Annotated in this window: 16 protein-coding genes and 1 rRNA gene; 7 read left to right on the top strand and 10 right to left on the bottom strand. The window is 69.5% G+C overall.

Annotated elements, in window-relative coordinates; genetic code table 11:
- A 16S ribosomal RNA gene (locus G3I40_RS07635) occupies positions 1–248 on the bottom strand; the annotation flags it as partial.
- 548 nt (positions 249–796) lie between these two features.
- The gene (locus G3I40_RS07630; protein ID WP_164301396.1) at positions 797–1,438 is read right to left on the bottom strand and encodes a DNA-3-methyladenine glycosylase; all 642 of its coding nucleotides are present in this window, start codon (positions 1,436–1,438) and stop codon (positions 797–799) included.
- A 134-nt stretch (positions 1,439–1,572) separates the two neighbouring features.
- Here G3I40_RS07630 and G3I40_RS07625 point away from each other — a divergent pair, with 134 nt between their 5' ends.
- From G3I40_RS07625 to G3I40_RS07615, 3 genes are all read left to right on the top strand, one after another.
- On the top strand, positions 1,573–2,355 hold the full coding sequence (locus G3I40_RS07625) for a sporulation protein (RefSeq protein WP_164301395.1): 783 nt from the start codon (positions 1,573–1,575) through the stop codon (positions 2,353–2,355).
- Between the two features lie 66 nt (positions 2,356–2,421).
- Complete coding sequence (locus tag G3I40_RS07620) at positions 2,422–2,964, top strand: YbhB/YbcL family Raf kinase inhibitor-like protein (RefSeq protein WP_164301394.1); 543 nt, start codon at positions 2,422–2,424, stop codon at positions 2,962–2,964.
- A gap of 155 nt (positions 2,965–3,119) precedes the next feature.
- Entirely contained in the window at positions 3,120–3,632 is a 513-nt protein-coding gene (locus G3I40_RS07615) for an HNH endonuclease (RefSeq protein ID WP_164301393.1), read from the top strand.
- A gap of 69 nt (positions 3,633–3,701) precedes the next feature.
- Here G3I40_RS07615 and G3I40_RS07610 read toward each other — a convergent pair whose 3' ends face one another.
- From G3I40_RS07610 to G3I40_RS07600, 3 genes are all read right to left on the bottom strand, one after another.
- Entirely contained in the window at positions 3,702–4,640 is a 939-nt protein-coding gene (locus tag G3I40_RS07610; RefSeq protein ID WP_164301392.1) for an SPFH domain-containing protein, read from the bottom strand.
- Positions 4,641–4,787: 147 nt separating this feature from the next.
- A complete protein-coding gene (locus G3I40_RS07605; RefSeq protein WP_164301391.1) occupies positions 4,788–5,219 on the bottom strand; it encodes an NfeD family protein in 432 nt (143 codons plus the stop codon).
- A 70-nt stretch (positions 5,220–5,289) separates the two neighbouring features.
- Positions 5,290–6,087: an ABC transporter ATP-binding protein gene (locus tag G3I40_RS07600; protein ID WP_164301390.1), complete on the bottom strand. Its 798-nt coding sequence runs from the start codon at positions 6,085–6,087 to the stop codon at positions 5,290–5,292.
- A 167-nt stretch (positions 6,088–6,254) separates the two neighbouring features.
- Between G3I40_RS07600 and G3I40_RS07595 the strand changes: the two genes are divergently transcribed.
- Complete coding sequence (locus tag G3I40_RS07595) at positions 6,255–7,037, top strand: hypothetical protein (RefSeq protein WP_164301389.1); 783 nt, start codon at positions 6,255–6,257, stop codon at positions 7,035–7,037.
- 92 nt (positions 7,038–7,129) lie between these two features.
- Here the strand turns inward: G3I40_RS07595 and G3I40_RS07590 are convergent, their stop codons facing one another.
- The 4 genes from G3I40_RS07590 to G3I40_RS07575 form a co-directional block, all read right to left on the bottom strand.
- Positions 7,130–7,369 carry a chaplin family protein gene (locus tag G3I40_RS07590; RefSeq protein ID WP_164301388.1) on the bottom strand — a complete coding sequence of 80 codons (240 nt, stop codon included), beginning with the start codon at positions 7,367–7,369 and terminating at the stop codon, positions 7,130–7,132.
- A gap of 269 nt (positions 7,370–7,638) precedes the next feature.
- Positions 7,639–7,884: a chaplin gene (locus G3I40_RS07585; RefSeq protein WP_164301387.1), complete on the bottom strand. Its 246-nt coding sequence runs from the start codon at positions 7,882–7,884 to the stop codon at positions 7,639–7,641.
- A gap of 188 nt (positions 7,885–8,072) precedes the next feature.
- Positions 8,073–8,714: a response regulator transcription factor gene (locus tag G3I40_RS07580; RefSeq protein ID WP_164301386.1), complete on the bottom strand. Its 642-nt coding sequence runs from the start codon at positions 8,712–8,714 to the stop codon at positions 8,073–8,075.
- Positions 8,707–9,798, bottom strand: coding sequence for a GAF domain-containing sensor histidine kinase (locus tag G3I40_RS07575; protein ID WP_164301397.1), 1,092 nt, complete (start codon positions 9,796–9,798; stop codon positions 8,707–8,709). The genes G3I40_RS07580 and G3I40_RS07575 overlap by 8 nt, the downstream gene beginning before the upstream one ends.
- A 290-nt stretch (positions 9,799–10,088) precedes the next feature.
- Between G3I40_RS07575 and G3I40_RS07570 the strand changes: the two genes are divergently transcribed.
- The 3 genes from G3I40_RS07570 to G3I40_RS07560 all read left to right on the top strand — a co-directional run bounded on the left by G3I40_RS07570 (position 10,089) and on the right by G3I40_RS07560 (position 12,894).
- Entirely contained in the window at positions 10,089–10,787 is a 699-nt protein-coding gene (locus G3I40_RS07570) for an SDR family oxidoreductase (protein WP_164301385.1), read from the top strand.
- Positions 10,784–11,866 carry an S-adenosylmethionine:tRNA ribosyltransferase-isomerase gene (locus G3I40_RS07565; RefSeq protein WP_164301384.1) on the top strand — a complete coding sequence of 361 codons (1,083 nt, stop codon included), beginning with the start codon at positions 10,784–10,786 and terminating at the stop codon, positions 11,864–11,866. Before G3I40_RS07570 ends, G3I40_RS07565 begins: the two co-directional genes overlap by 4 nt.
- Positions 11,867–12,153: 287 nt before the next feature.
- Positions 12,154–12,894 carry a transglycosylase SLT domain-containing protein gene (locus tag G3I40_RS07560; RefSeq protein WP_164301383.1) on the top strand — a complete coding sequence of 247 codons (741 nt, stop codon included), beginning with the start codon at positions 12,154–12,156 and terminating at the stop codon, positions 12,892–12,894.
- A gap of 99 nt (positions 12,895–12,993) precedes the next feature.
- Here the strand turns inward: G3I40_RS07560 and G3I40_RS07555 are convergent.
- Positions 12,994–15,203: ABC transporter ATP-binding protein/permease (locus G3I40_RS07555; RefSeq protein ID WP_164301382.1), on the bottom strand; the 2,210-nt coding region annotated here is incomplete at its 5' end.

The following is a 15,203-nucleotide window of genomic DNA, read 5'->3' as shown; positions in this document are numbered from 1 at the left end:
ACCAACAAGCTGATAGGCCGCGGGCTCATCCTTCACCGCCGGAGCTTTTAACCCCCGCACAGGAGTGCGGGAGTGTTATCCGGTATTAGACCCCGTTTCCAGGGCTTGTCCCAGAGTGAAGGGCAGATTGCCCACGTGTTACTCACCCGTTCGCCACTAATCCACCCCGAAGGGCTTCATCGTTCGACTTGCATGTGTTAAGCACGCCGCCAGCGTTCGTCCTGAGCCAGGATCAAACTCTCCGTGAATGTTTCCCCGTAATCGGGGGTGACACCACGAGAGCGGAACCAGGAAGAGGAATAATCCCCCCGGTTCACAGCGTCCTCGCTGTGCGCCTCCCACAATCAAGTGGAAGGACTTTTTCAAAGGAACCGTGTTCCGACCGAGAAGGCCGGGACAGGGTTGTCAATCTGGCGTTGACTTTTGGCACGCTGTTGAGTTCTCAAGGAACGGACGCTTCCTTTGTACTCACCCTCTCGGGCTTTCCTCCGGGCGCTTCCCTTCGGTCTTGCGTTTCCAACCTTACCAGATCCGTTTTCCGTTCCGTTTCCGGTTCGGAATTCATTTCCGGTGGCCGCTGGAGGGCCTTTGCCTTTCGGCGTGTCCGCTACGTTAGCCGATTCCCTCTGCAACTCATAATCGAGTGCGGCGAGTTCGAATTTCGGCATGCGGGCACGCCGAAATGATCCCCGCTGAGGGAAGTCATAGGTAGTGGTTTGGCCGCTTCCGGCTGCTGGCAGATCGCCGTACCCGGGTCAAGCGGCTCGGGCCACATTACGGATCCCGCAAGACCGCGTCAAGTTCGGCGACGGCGCGGGGTATGGGCCCGATAAGGGCTCACCGTCGGGTCGTTGGCGATCCAGAAGCGCCATGGATGGACGGCGCCGTCGCCCGAGACTCCGGTGCGGGGGCCGTTGAGTACCTGGTCAGTGGGGACCGGGGTGCCGTGCAGGATCGTCAGCGGGGAGTCCGTGGGGGCGCAGGCGTCCGTGCCGTCCAGGGCGCGGTCCACCGCCAGGGCCGTCGCCAGGCGTGCGGGCCCTTTGGCCAGTTCCTTGTCGTTGCGGGCCGAGAGTCGACGTTTGCGGGCGAGCTCGGCGCCCTCGACGATCTCGCCGGCGCGGAGCAGGACCCCGCTCGCCGTGCCGGGCGGGCCGCAGACCAGGTTCATGCAGTGCCACATGCCGTACGTGAAGTAGACGTACACATGTCCGGGCGGGCCGAACATCACGTCGTTGCGGGCCGTGCGTCCTTTGAACGCGTGCGAGCCGGGGTCGTTCGCGCCGTCGTACGCCTCGACCTCCGTCAGGCGGAGTTCGATCGGTCCGTCGGCGGTGTGGCGTACGACGGTGCGGCCCAGCAGGTCGGGGGCCACGTCGAGCACAGGGCGGTCGAAGAACTCCCGGCTGAGAGGCGTACGGTCAGGGACCTTGATCATGCCGTCCGAGGGTAGTGGAGCGGACGGAACGGGGAGGCGCGGAACCGGGCGCAGGCGTACCGCGTTTGTAGTCAGCAGTACCAGCATGTTCAGTCATCGCGGGATCACGGTTCACGTACGGAGGAGATCGAGTCATGGGCTTCAAGCGACTGTTGGCAAGCATGGGTGCGGGTGGGGCCTCCGTCGAGACGGTGCTCACCGAGGCCAATGTCGTGCCCGGTGGTGTCGTCCAGGGTGAGGTGCGGATCCAGGGCGGTTCCGTGGACCAGGAGATCGAGGGTCTGTCCGTCGGGCTCCAGGCCCGCGTCGAGGTCGAGGGCGCCGATCAGGAGACCAAGCAGGACATCGAGTTCACGAAGGTGCGGCTCGGGGGCGCCTTCCACCTTCAGGCGAACGGGGTGCACTCCGTGCCGTTCGGGCTCGAGATCCCGTGGGAGACGCCGGTCACGACGATCGACGGGCAGCCGCTGCGCGGGATGAACATCGGGGTGACCACCGAGCTGGAGATCGCGCGTGCCGTGGACTCCGGCGACCTGGACCCCATCAGCGTGCACCCGCTGCCGTCGCAGCAGGCTCTGCTCGACGCCTTCATCGGGCTCGGGTTCCGCTTCAAGAGCGCGGACATGGAGCGTGGGCACATCCGGGGGACGCGGCAGCGGCTGCCCTTCTACCAGGAGATCGAGTTCTTCCCGCCGCAGCAGTACCGGGGGCTCAACCAGGTCGAGTTGAGCTTCGTGGCCGACGACCGGGAGATGGACGTCGTCCTGGAGATGGACAAGAAGCCCGGTCTGTTCAGTGAGGGCAGTGACACGTTCCGCTCGTTCGTCGTCGGGCACAACGACTTCCAGGGGACCGACTGGTCGGCGTATCTGCACCAGTGGCTGTCGGAGGTCGGCAGCAAGAAGAACTGGTTCTAGGGTTTCAGGGTCCGGCAGGGTCGGAACCTGACCCTGCAGTACTCCGTGGATCCAGGAGGTGTCGTTGTGACCGAGCAGCCCAAGAGGGCCCCGCTGCCGCATGAGTTTCATCCGCAGGTGCCGTCGTTCACCGTCGTGAGCGAGGACTTCGAGGCGGGTGGTGTGCTGGACGACGCTCAGGTCTACGCCGCCGGGAACACTTCGCCGCATCTGCGGTGGGAGGGTTACCCGCCACAGACCAAGAGCTTCGCCGTGTCGTGCTTCGACCCGGACGCGCCGACCGGAAGCGGTTTTTGGCACTGGTCCGTGTTCGACATTCCGGTCTCGGTGACCGAGTTGCCGACGGGTGCGGGCAGCGGCAAGTTCGAGGGGCTTCCCGAGGGCGCCGTACAGGTGCGCAACGACTACGGGACGAAGGAGTTCGGTGGCGCCGCGCCGCCGGCCGGGGACCCCGCGCACCGTTACGTCTTCACCGTGTACGCCGTGGACCAGGAGGAGCTCGGGCCCGACTCCGAGGGCTCCCCCGCCTTCGTGGGGTTCAACCTGCGGTTCCACACGCTCGCACGGGCTCAGGTCGTCGTCGAGTACGCGGCTCCCGCGGAGGGTTAGCACCCAGCGAAGCGTTCACTGAACGTTTGCCCGCCTCTGGTCTTGGAAGTGATCAGAGGCGGGCATTTTTATTGCGTTGTCCATCTCGGCGTGCACGGCCAGAGTTGACGCACGGACGCCGAGGGGTGATCCGCTGCGTACGGGAGGTGGGCAGGGTGCGGGAAACATTGGTGCTGAACGCGAGCTTCGAGCCGCTCTCGACGGTGACGCTGAACCGAGCCGTCGTGCTGGTGCTCACGGACAAGGCCGTCGTCGAGCAGGCCCACCCCGAGCTGCGCATGCGCGGAGCGGCGCTCGACATTCCGGTTCCGCGGGTGATCAGGCTGTGCAGATACGTCCGGGTGCCGTTCCGAAGACGCGCGCCCTGGTCGAGGCGGGGTGTGCTCATCAGGGACCAGCACCGGTGCGCCTACTGCGGACGGCGGGCGACGACCGTGGACCACGTGGTGCCGCGGTCGCAGGGCGGCGCGGACTCGTGGCTGAACACGGTGGCCTCCTGCGCCGAGGACAATCACCGCAAGGCGGACCGGACGCCGGAGCAGGCCGGGATGCCCTTGCTGCGGCAGCCGTTCGAGCCGACGCCGGCCGACGCGATGCTGCTGTCACTGGGCGCGGACGGGCGGGAGGCCCTGCCGGTGTGGCTGGGGCAGCAGAAGGTCGCGGCGTGAGGCATCTGCACGACAGCGGGCGGGCCCGCCGACCAGGAGGTCGGCGGGCCCGCCCGCTGTCGTGTGCGGTCAGTCGATGGGGGGCTGTTCCCGGCGTTCCTTGCCGCCGCCGGACGGGCTCGGGGCGCCGGCCATCGGGCCGAAGTTGCCCATGGCGCCGCTCAGGCCCTTGAGGGCGTCGCCGATCTCGCTGGGCACGATCCAGAGCTTGTTGGCGTCGCCCTCGGCGATCTTCGGGAGCATCTGGAGGTACTGGTAGGCGAGGAGCTTCTGGTCCGCGTCTCCGGCGTGGATGGACTCGAAGACCGTACGGATGGCCTGGGCCTCGCCCTCCGCGCGCAGGGCCGCCGCCTTCGCCTCACCCTCGGCCCGCAGGATCGCGGACTGCTTCTCGCCCTCCGCGGTGAGGATCTGGGACTGGCGGATGCCCTCTGCGGTGAGGATCGCGGCGCGCTTGTCGCGGTCGGCGCGCATCTGCTTCTCCATCGAGTCCTGGATGGAGGTGGGCGGCTCGATCGCCTTGAGCTCGACGCGGTTGACGCGGATGCCCCACTTGCCGGTGGCTTCGTCGAGGACGCCGCGCAGCGCCGCGTTGATCTCCTCGCGGGAGGTCAGGGTCCGCTCCAGGTCCATGCCACCGATGATGTTGCGCAGGGTGGTGACCGTCAGCTGCTCGATGGCCTGGATGTAGCTGGCCACCTCGTACGTCGCGGCCCGGGCGTCGGTCACCTGGTAGTAGATGACGGTGTCGATGTTGACGACCAGGTTGTCCTGGGTGATCACCGGCTGCGGCGGGAACGGCACGACCTGTTCACGCAGGTCGATGCGGTTGCGGATGGAGTCGATGAAGGGAACGACGATGTTCAGGCCCGCGTTCAGCGTGCGGGTGTAACGGCCGAAGCGCTCCACGATGGCCGCGCTGGCCTGGGGGATGACCTGGATGGTCTTGATCAGGGCGATGAAGACCAACACCACCAGAATGATCAGGACGATGATGATCGCTGACATCGCGTCTCTCCTGTGCCCTTCGTGCCGTCGTCCCCCGGCGCGGTCCCGCCGGGAATCCGGAAGATCATCGGATCTTGCTGGTCGAGTCTGTCAGAACCACCTCTGTGGCGTGGGGAGTTCGGTTCACCGATGGGTTCACCCGTGAGGTCACATGACGATCGCCGTGGCTCCCTCGATGTCGACGACGTCGACCTGGCGGCCCGGTTCGTAGGCGGCGTCGCTGTCGAGGGTGCGGGCGGACCAGATCTCGCCGCCGAGCTTGATCCGGCCGCCGCTGCCGTCGACCCGCTCGACCACGACGGCCTGTTTGCCCTTCAGTGCGTCGACACCGGTGGCCAGCTGGGGTTGTTGTGCGCGGTGGCGTGCGGCGATGGGACGTACGACGACGATCAACGCGCAGGAGACGACGGCGAAGACCAGTACCTGGAGGATCACACCACCGCCGAGTCCGGCCGTCACGGCGCCGGCGACGGCGCCCGCGGACAGCATGCCGAACTCCGGCATGGCGGTGATGACGAGCGGAATTCCGAGCGCGGCCGCTGCGATCAGCCACCACACCCATGCATCGATGTCTGCCACATGGTCATGGTAGATCCGCGGGTGACCTTGCGGACAGGGGACGACCGGCCCGCACGGTCGGCCGCGGGCGTCAGCTCAGCGGGAGGCCCGTCGCGGTCCAGCGGTCGTTGCGCTGCTCGACGACCAGCGGGAGGCCGAAGCAGTGGGAGAGGTTGCGGGAGGTGAGCTCCAGCTCCAGGGGGCCCGCGGCGAGGACCTTGCCCTGGCGGATCATGAGGACGTGCGTGAAGCCGGGGGCGATCTCCTCGACATGGTGCGTGACCATGATCATCGAGGGGGCGATCGGGTCGCGGGCGAGGCGCCCGAGGCGGCGTACGAGGTCCTCGCGGCCGCCGAGGTCGAGGCCCGCGGCGGGCTCGTCCAGGAGCAGCAGCTCGGGGTCGGTCATCAGGGCGCGGGCGATCAGGGTGCGCTTGCGCTCGCCCTCGGAGAGCGTGCCGAACTTGCGGTCCAGGTAGTCGCTCATGCCGAGGCGGTCGAGGAAGGCGCGGGCGCGCTGCTCGTCGATGTCCTCGTACTCCTCCTGCCAGCCGGCCGTCATGCCGTACGCGGCGGTGAGCACGGTCTGCAGGACGGTCTGGCGCTTGGGCAGCTTCTCGGCGAGGCCGTTGCCGGCGATGCCGATGCGAGGGCGCAGTTCGAAGACGTCCGTGCCGGGCTTGCCGAGGGTCTCGCCCAGGACGGTGGCGGTGCCCTTGCTCGGGAAGAGGTAGCTCGAGGCGATGTTCAGGAGGGTGGTCTTGCCCGCGCCGTTGGGTCCGAGGATGACCCAGCGCTCCCCCTCCTTCACCGACCAGGAGACCTGGTCCACCAGAGCCCGGCCCTCGCGGACCACGGATACGTCCTCCAGCTCCAGCACATCGCTCATGAGCGCGTTGTCTCCCATTGCAGTCTCGGCCGTCTCGCGTGCGTCCGTAGAGGTTCGGCTTGTTTGTCGCTGGACGCAGCCCCCAGGGAAAACCTACGCCACTGGTCCGGTGGTCCATTCCATCGGCCGGGGTTTTGGCGTCTTCTCGGGCTCCTAAGCTGGAGTGCATGCTCTCGGAACCACGCTCTGGACGTCTGGCGGCCTGGGGAAATGCCCTGTTGGCCGGGTTTGTCGCTCCTGATGACGCCGTGCTCGCGATCGTCGGGGAGGACGCGGTGCACCGGGTCGAGGGGATTCCCGGGGAGACGGGACCCGTCGGTCTGACGCTCGCGCTCGGGCGGCTGCGGGTGCTCGGTGTCACCGGGCTGCGCGTGGCGCTGCCCGCGCCGGGGCATCCGCTGGGCCTGAGCGGGCCGCCGGAGTTCAACGCGCGGGCCCTTGACGCCGAGGAGGCGGTGGTCTGTTTCGGGGCCGCTCTCGGGCTCGTACCGGAGGTGTACGAGGCCGGGCCCGAGGGCGATGTGCATGTGGAGGTGCTGTGGCACTGCCTGCCCGTGCGGGAGGCCCCGCCGGCGGACGTGCCTTCGCTGGGCGAGGCCGAGCGGGAGCTCGCGGAGGCCCTGCGGGACGCGACGGCGGTACTGACGCGCCTTGACGTGGCCGGGTCGGGCCCCGTGGCGGAGGCGGCCGTGGATGCCTACCGGGCACGGGCCGAGCGGGGTCGCGAGGTGCTCTCGCCCGGGTATCCGCCGCGGGCGGTACGGGTCCTGGAGTTGGCGCAGCGGGTGGGGCTGCTGATTTCCGTGGCGTACGAGAGCGGGCACGGCGGGGCGGTGAGCGCGTCGGAGATGGGGGCGCGGGCGGTGGCGCTGCGGCCGGTGGAGCGGACCGCCCGGCGGGCGCAGGTCGCCGCGTACAACGCCTTCGTGGAGGAGCGGGAGCGGGGCTGACACCGGCTCACGGGACACAGGCTCGCGGAAAAGGGGCGAGGCCCCGCGGACGGTGTCCGCGGGGCCTCGCTGTGCCTGTACGGCAGCGAACGTCAGTCGTTCGCCGAGGTGTTGCCGAACGCCGGGTTCAGGACGCCGATCACGTTGGCCGAGTTGCCCGTGACGTTGACCGGGACGTGGACCGGGACCTGGACCTGGTTACCGGAGACGACACCCGGGGACCCCGCGGCCGCGCCCTCGGCGTCGGCGTCGGCGAAGGCGGCACCGGCGGAAGCGCCTGCGGCGATACCGGCAACGGCGACGGCCAGGGCGGCCTTCTTGGCGATGTTCATGAGAAGTGTTCCTCCAGATATACGTTCCGACCCCAGCCGCGGGGCCGCACGTTGAGCAACGCAGGGGCCGGGTGGACGACACGGGGCGGGGCGGCGATGCGCCCGTTTGGATCAATTTGCCGACGATTTGATCAATGGGTGCGCGGAGTGCGGAAGTTGATCACCTGTCGGTCCGCGCGGCCGGGCCCTCGGGCCGAGGGGCGGACAGCGGAACGGCCCCCCGGGGGCGTACCCGGGGGGCCGTTGGTCCTGGGGACCCTGAGCGCGTGTCAGCGGTTGAGGCCGACGTTCCCGAACGCCGGGTTCAGGCCGCCGATGACGGTCACGGCGTTGCCCACGACGTTCGCCGGGATGTGGATCGGGGCCTGGACCAGGTTGCCCGAGCCGACGCCCGGCGAGTGGACGGCCTTGCCGGTGGCGTGCGCACCATCAGTGGCAGAGGCGAGACCGGCACCGGCGGCGACCAGGCCACCGGCGACGAGGGTGACAGCCGCGGCCTTCTTCAGGTTCTTCACTTCGGGATCCTCCTTGCGATTGCCGCGGCCAGCCGCCGCAGCATGCACTGGAGAACGCGGCCGGGTCCGGCGGGATGCGCCATACGGAGGACATCCACACGACAGTATGAATCTCTGCACGGAGCGGAACCGTCCACGGTGGCGTGGAGTAGTGCGCCGGAGCGTGTGCGGCGCTCGCGCGGCCGCGGTCAGCCCGCGGCTCCGTGGCGTACGGCCCACAGCGCGGCCTGGGTGCGGTCCGCGAGGTCGAGCTTCATCAGGATGTTCGACACATGGGTCTTCACCGTCTTCTCGGACAGGACGAGGGCGCGGGCGATCTCCCGGTTGGACCGGCCGTCGGCGATCAGGCCCAGCACCTCGCGCTCCCGCTCGGTGAGCGAACCGCCCCTGCCCTGACCGTTGTTGGCCTCCTCCTGGGAGAGCAGGGCACCGGCCACCTCGGGCTGGAGCAGGATGTGGCCCGCGTGGACGGAGCGGATCGCGCCGGCCAGGGCGTCGGGGTCGACGTCCTTGTACACGTAGCCGGCGGCTCCGGCGCGCAGGGCCGGGACCACCGTGCGCTGCTCGGTGAAGCTGGTGACGATCAACACCCTGGCGGGGTTGGCCAGTTCGCGCAGCTTGCGCAGGGCCTCGACGCCGTCCATGCCCGGCATCTTGACGTCCATGAGCACGACGTCGGGCTTCAACTCCTCGGCACGGGCGACTCCTTCGGCCCCGTCGGCCGCCTCGCCGACGACCTCGATGTCGCCCTGGATCTCCAGGAACGTACGCAGCCCCCGGCGGACCACCTGGTGATCGTCAACCAGCAGTACCTTGATTGCCTCAGCCACCGGGGACCTCCATCTCGACCGTCGTGCCCTTGCCGGGCTCCGATTCCACTGTGAGCCGGCCGCCGACGCCGCTCGACCGGTCCCGCATGGAGACCAGGCCCAGGTGCCGGCCCGCGTGGCGTATCGCCTTCGGGTCGAAGCCGGAGCCGTCGTCGGTGATGCGGAGCACCGCGCCGGCGCCGTGCTTGTCGAGCGTCACGTCGACCCGCTCGGCTCCGGAGTGCCGCAGGGCGTTGTGCAGCGCCTCCTGGGCGACGCGCAGCATCGCCTCCTCCTGGGCCGCGGGCAGGGCCTTGATGCCGCCGGTGCCGAAGGTGACGCGGGCGCCGTGCGCGCGGTCGAGGACCTGGATCTGGGTGCGGAGCGTGGCCACCAGGCCGTCCTCGTCCAGAGCCGCGGGGCGCAACTCGACGACGGCGGCGCGCAGTTCGTCCGTGGCCTCGGCCGCGAGCTCCACCACGTGCTGCAACTCGCCCTTGGCGCGGTCCGGATCGCGGTCCACGAGCTTCGCGGCCGCCTGGGCCGTCAGGCGCAGGGAGAAGAGCTTCTGGCTGACCGCGTCGTGCAGTTCGTGGGCGAGCCGGGAGCGCTCCTCGGCGATGGTGAGCTCGCGGCTGCGCTCGTAGAGGCGGGCGTTCGTCAGCGCGATCGCGGCGTGCTGGGCGAGGATCTGGAGCAGTTCCTCGTCCTCCTGGGTGAAGCCGCAACCGCCTTCCGGCTTGGGGCAGGTCTTGTTCGCCAGGAAGAGGGCGCCGATCGTCTCGTCGCCGTCCTTGATGGGCAGGCCCAGGAAGTCCGACATGTCCGGGTGGGCGGACGGCCAGCCTTCGAAGCGGGGGTCCTTGCGGACGTCGGCGAGGCGCTCCGTCCTTGCCTCGCGCAGCATGGCGGCCAGGATGCCGTGCTGGCGCGGCAGCGGGCCGATGGCCTTCCACTGCGCGTCGCTGACGCCGTCGACGACGAACTGGGCGAAGCCGCCGTGGTCGTCGGGCACCCCCAGTGCCGCGTACTCGGCGTCGAGCAGCTCGCGCGCCGAGGCGACGATCGTCTTGAGGACGTCGCGCACCTCCAGGTGCCTGCTCATGGCCAGCAGTGCGGCGCTCACCGCGGCCAGTCCGGCCCGCCCGTCCCCCGCCGCCCCCCTCAACCGAGAGCCCTGCGGGCTCGCCCCCCTGGTCTGTGGACCTTGACTCATGACCTCACCGTACCGGCGGGGTGTGACAGTGCGTATCGGACCTGTGGCGGCCCCTGCCTAGGGCTTGGGGCGTAGGCCGAAGGACCTTGCGGTGTTGCGGCCCGCGCACGAGGTGCCGGGGCGGCCGGGTTCCTACGTTGAGGGCATACGCAGGACGGCACTCCAAGGGGACGGTTGTCATGGCAGTAGCGATCATCACGGGGGCTTCGCGGGGATTCGGCCGGGCGCTCGCCACGGCCCTGGCACAGCGGGGGTGGGATCTCGTCCTGGACGGGCGCACGGCGGGGCCGCTGGAGGAGGTGGCGGAGCAGCTGCGCAAGTACGGCGGGGCGGTGACGTCCCGGTCCGGCGATGTCACCGACGGTGGCCACCGGGGCGAACTGGTCGCGGCCGCCGCGGAGTTGGGCGGCCTCGATCTGCTGGTGAACAACGCGGGGGTGCTGGGCGTCGCGCCGCTGGTACCGCTAGAGCGGCACGCGCTGGACGCCTTCCGCAGCGCGCTGGAGGTCAATGTGGTGGCGCCGCTGGGCCTTCTTCAGGAGGCGCTGCCCCTGCTGCGTCGGGCGCCGGCCGGTGCGGTGATCAACATGAGTTCGGACGCGGCGGCCGAGGCGTACCGCACCTGGGGCGCCTACGGGGCGACGAAGGCGGCCCTGGACCAGCTGTCGGCGGTGCTCTCGGTGGAGGAGCCGCAGCTGCGGGTCTGGGCGGTGGATCCGGGCGGGATGCGGACCGACATGCTGGCGGCGGCCGAGCCGGACGAGGACCTGAGCGGGGTGCCGCTCCCGCAGGACGTGGTCCCCGCGTTCCTGCGCCTGCTGGAGAGGCGGCCGGCGAGCGGACGCTATGCGGCGCCGAGCCTCCTGGAGATCCGATGACCCTCGCGCTGCGGGTGCCGGAGGAGCTGTCCGCGCGGGTTCCGGCCGAGCAGCGGGGTCCCGGCCGCGACAGGTCGTCCGTGCGCCTTCTTGTGTCGCGCGGCACCGAGGTGGCTCATCGCGGGTTCGCCGCGTTGCCGGGCGTGCTGCGGGCCGGGGATCTCCTCGTGGTGAACACCTCCCCCACGTTGGCCGCCGCGGTGGACGGGACGACCGGGGACGCGCGCGTGGTCGTGCATTTCTCGACGCGGGGCGACGACGGGCGCTGGGCCGTGGAGATGCGGGAGCCGGACGGCCGCGGCACCACCGGACCGCGGCCGGGCGGGCCCGCGGGGCTGGTGGTGTCGTTCCCCGGCTGCGTCCACCTCGTGTCCGAGGAGCCGGTCGTGACGGGGAACGAGCGGCTGTGGTGGGCGCGTCCGCACGGCGACGTGTCGGCGCTGCTGCGGCGGCACGGGCGGCCGATCCGTTACGCGTACACGGAGCGGGACCAGCCGCTGTCCGTGTATCAGACGGTGTTCGCGCTGCCGTACGCCGACGGTGCGGGCAGCGCGGAGATGCCGAGTGCGGCGCGGCCGTTCACGGAGGCGATGGTGGCGCGGCTGGTGAGCCGGGGGGTGCAGTTCGCGCCGATCACCCTGCATACAGGGGTGTCGTCCGCGGAGGGGCACGAGCCGCCTTATGCGGAGCGTTTCGCGGTGCCGGCGGCGTCGGCCCGGCTCATCAACGCGGCGCGGGCCGGTGGGGGCCGGGTGCTCGCCGTCGGGACGACCGCCGTGCGGGCCGTCGAGTCGGCGACGGGGGCCGACGGGGTGGTGCGGGCGGCGGGCGGCTGGACGGAGCTCGTCGTGACGCCGGAGCGCGGCGTGCGGGGCGTGGACGGGCTGCTGACCGGGCTGCACGAGCCGGAGGCGTCCCATCTGCTGATGCTGGAGGCGATCGCCGGGAGGGCGGCGGTGAGCCGTACGTACGAGGCGGCGCTGCGGGAGCTCTACCTGTGGCACGAGTTCGGGGACGTCCACCTCATCCTTCCGGAGGAGGGGCCTCACGATATGCGTTGCAGTGGCAACTATCGGTGACAATGCGCGAGGTCGGGTGTGACGCCGCGCATAGGGCGCACGTCACGTACGAAGGGCCCTAGTGGATAAGTAAGGGACTTAAGTCCCGAGGCTGTGCAGGGGCTGGGAGCCGAGACAAGGCTTCCGGTCCCTTTTGTCTTGCCCCCGGGCCACTACCCGCCTTCGTACGTCACACCTTTGCCACAGAATTTTGCGGCCGCTAAGAATTGCCCCCGTCGCTGGGCACCGGACCCCGGTTTACCCGCAGCGGCGATGTCCCAAACGCAATTCGAGAGGTCCCCATCTCCATGTCGAAGCACGCCACCTCCGGCCATAGTCGGCTGACCCGCACCCACAAGTTCTCGATGGCCGGTGTCGCCGCTCTCGGTGCCGCCGCCCTCGCGGTGACGCTGGTGCCGGGTCACGACACGCAGGCCACGGCCGCCGAGACGGTCTCCGCCGCTCCCGTCGCGTTCACGACGAACGCCGGGGCGAAGCAGATCAAGGACGTGCAGGCCAGCGTCACGGACCAGCAGGCCTCCGCCACGCAGAAGGCCAAGATGGCCGCCGCGAAGCTGCAGGCGGAGAAGGACGCCGCCGCGAAGAAGAAGGCGGACGCCGAGGCCAAGGCGCAGGCCGAGGCGAAGGCCCAGGCGGACGCGAAGGCGAAGAAGGAGCGCGAGGCCAAGGAGGCCGCCTCCCGCGCCGCCGCCCGCAAGCCCGTCTACGCCAACAACCTGGACGGCTGGATCAAGCAGTCGCTGGACATCATGCAGTCCAAGGGCATCCCGGGTACCTACAACGGGCTCTACAGCAACATCATGCGCGAGTCCACGGGCAACCCGAACGCCATGAACGGCTGGGACGTCAACGCCCAGAACGGCACGCCGTCGATCGGCCTGCTCCAGGTCATCCAGCCGACGTTCAGCGCGTACCACGTGGACGGCACCTCGACGAACATCTACGACCCGGTCGCCAACATCACGGCCGCCGCGAACTACGCGGCCGACAAGTACGGCTCGATCGACAACGTGAACAGCGCGTACTAGACCCGTTGAAGGGACCTCTGGGTCCGGAACACGCTGACCCCCACGACAGAGATGGGCGGCACCCGCGAGGGTGCCGCCCATCTCTGTCGTCCGGAGCCGTTACTTGCGCATGACCTCGGGCTCGTGGCGGCGCAGCAGGCGCGCGACCGCGAAGCCGCAGATGACGCCCAGCGCGAGCAGGACCGCGATGTTGATCCCCCACTGGCTGACCGAGTGCTCCCACAGCGGGTCGAGGTCGTTCGGCTTCTGCGGGTCCCACGGCGGCATCAGGTGCGACAGGTCCAGGGTCGCGCCGGCGGCGCCGATCGCCCAGCGGGACGGCATCAGGTAGGCGAACTGCTCCAGGCCGATCGAGCCGTAGATCTGGAAGAGCACACCGGTGAAGACGACCTGGACGATGGCGAACATGACCAGCAGCGGCATCGTCTTCTCGGAGGTCTTCACCAGCGAGGAGATGACCAGGCCGAACATCATCGACGTGAAGCCGAGCGCGATGATCGAGATGCACAGTTCCGCGGCCGGCGGCATCAGGAGACCTTCCTTCGGAAGGTCGCGCGGGATGAAGCCGATGGCGCAGATGATGACGCCCTGGATGGCCGTGATGACGCCGAGGACGATGACCTTGGACATCAGGTACGCGGAACGGGACAGGCCGGTGGCCCGTTCCCGTTCGTAGATGACCCGTTCCTTGATCAGTTCACGGACCGAGTTGGCCGCGGCCGAGAAACACATGCCGACCGCGATGATCAGCATGATCGTGCCCGCGTCGCCGTTGAACTTGGACGGCGGCTTGGGCGGCGCCAGGCCGAAGTCGGCCGGGATGACCACGGAGACCACGCCCAGCACCGCGGGCAGGATCACCATCAGCCCCATGAAGCCCTTGTCGGACGCGATGACCGACACGTAGCGGCGGATCAGCGTGAGCAGCTGGGCGGCCCAGGGCTGCGGCTTGGGCGGCTTGATCGCGGCGGGCGGCGGCATCTGCACCGACTGCGGGGCGACGGCGTCGATGTCGGACGCGTACATCTGGTAGTGCTGCGAGCCCTTCCAGCGGCCCGCCCAGTCGTAGTCGCGGTAGTTCTCGAAGGCCGAGAAGACATCGGCCCAGGTGTCGTAGCCGAAGAAGTTGAGGGCTTCCTCCGGCGGGCCGAAGTACGCCACCGCGCCGCCCGGCGCCATCACCAACAGCTTGTCGCACAGGGCGAGTTCGGCCACGGAGTGGGTGACGACGAGGACCGTGCGGCCGTCGTCGGACAGTCCGCGCAGCAGCTGCATGACGTCGCGGTCCATGCCCGGGTCGAGGCCGGAGGTCGGCTCGTCCAGGAAGATCAGCGACGGCTTGGTGAGCAGCTCCAGGGCCACGGAGACGCGCTTGCGCTGGCCACCGGAGAGGGAGGTGACCTTCTTCTCCTTGTGGATGTCCAGCTTGAGCTCGCGCAGCACCTCGTCGATGCGCTGGTCGCGCTCCTGGTTGCTGGTGTCCGCGGGGAAGCGGAGCTTGGCCGCGTACTTGAGCGCCTTCTTGACGGTCAGTTCCTTGTGCAGGATGTCGTCCTGCGGGACCAGACCGATGCGCTGGCGAAGCTCGGCGAACTGCTTGTACAGGTTCCGGTTGTCGTAGAGGACGTCGCCCTGGTTGGCGGGGCGGTAGCCCGTCAGCGCCTTGAGCAGCGTCGACTTGCCGGAGCCCGACGGGCCGATGACGGCGATCAGCGACTTCTCGGGGACGCCGAAGGAGACGTCCTTGAGGATCTGTTTGCCGCCGTCGACGGTGACCGTCAGGTGCCGCGCGGAGAAGGAGACGTCACCGGTGTCGACGAACTCCTCGAGCCGGTCGCCGACCAGGCGGAACGTGGAGTGACCGACGCCGACGATGTCGTTCGGGCCGAGCAGGGCGCGGCCGCTCTTGGGGATCGGCTGGCCGTTGACGTACGTGCCGTTGTGCGAGCCGAGGTCGTGGATCTCGAAGCGGCCGTCGGGCGTCGCGTGGAACTCGGCGTGCAGGCGCGAGACCTGGAGGTCGGAGACGACCAGCTCGTTCTCCAGGGCACGGCCGATGCGCATGACGCGGCCGAGCGACAGCTGGTGGAACGTGGTCGGGCTGCGGTCGCCGTAGACCGGCGGGGCCCCCGCGACACCGCCGGGTCCCTGCTGGTTCGGCATCCTCTGGACCTGCGGCTGCTGCGGCTGCTGGGACTGCTGCGGCTGCGACCATGCCTGCTGCTGTTGCTGCTGAGGCATCTGCGGCTGCGGCGCTGCCTGGTGCGGCCAGCCTTGCGCTCCGCCGCCCGGGTGCTGCTGCGGCGGCG

Origin of the sequence: Streptomyces sp. SID14478 (assembly GCF_010548525.1) — a bacterium.
In the GTDB taxonomy this organism is placed as follows: Bacteria; Actinomycetota; Actinomycetes; order Streptomycetales; family Streptomycetaceae; genus Streptomyces.
This window is presented reverse-complemented; position numbering and strand designations above follow the sequence as displayed.

What these genes read in the sequence shown, in the direction of transcription:
- G3I40_RS07610 (WP_164301392.1), bottom strand. Translation starts at nt 4,640, where the DNA reads ATGTCAGCGATCATCATCGTCCTGATCATTCTGGTGGTGTTGGTCTTC.
- G3I40_RS07570 (WP_164301385.1), top strand. Translation starts at nt 10,089, where the DNA reads ATGGCAGTAGCGATCATCACGGGGGCTTCGCGGGGATTCGGCCGGGCG.
- G3I40_RS07625 (WP_164301395.1), top strand. Translation starts at nt 1,573, where the DNA reads ATGGGCTTCAAGCGACTGTTGGCAAGCATGGGTGCGGGTGGGGCCTCC.
- G3I40_RS07630 (WP_164301396.1), bottom strand. Translation starts at nt 1,438, where the DNA reads ATGATCAAGGTCCCTGACCGTACGCCTCTCAGCCGGGAGTTCTTCGAC.
- G3I40_RS07600 (WP_164301390.1), bottom strand. Translation starts at nt 6,087, where the DNA reads ATGAGCGATGTGCTGGAGCTGGAGGACGTATCCGTGGTCCGCGAGGGC.
- G3I40_RS07595 (WP_164301389.1), top strand. Translation starts at nt 6,255, where the DNA reads ATGCTCTCGGAACCACGCTCTGGACGTCTGGCGGCCTGGGGAAATGCC.
- G3I40_RS07575 (WP_164301397.1), bottom strand. Translation starts at nt 9,798, where the DNA reads ATGAGCAGGCACCTGGAGGTGCGCGACGTCCTCAAGACGATCGTCGCC.
- G3I40_RS07560 (WP_164301383.1), top strand. Translation starts at nt 12,154, where the DNA reads ATGTCGAAGCACGCCACCTCCGGCCATAGTCGGCTGACCCGCACCCAC.
- G3I40_RS07590 (WP_164301388.1), bottom strand. Translation starts at nt 7,369, where the DNA reads ATGAACATCGCCAAGAAGGCCGCCCTGGCCGTCGCCGTTGCCGGTATC.
- G3I40_RS07565 (WP_164301384.1), top strand. Translation starts at nt 10,784, where the DNA reads ATGACCCTCGCGCTGCGGGTGCCGGAGGAGCTGTCCGCGCGGGTTCCG.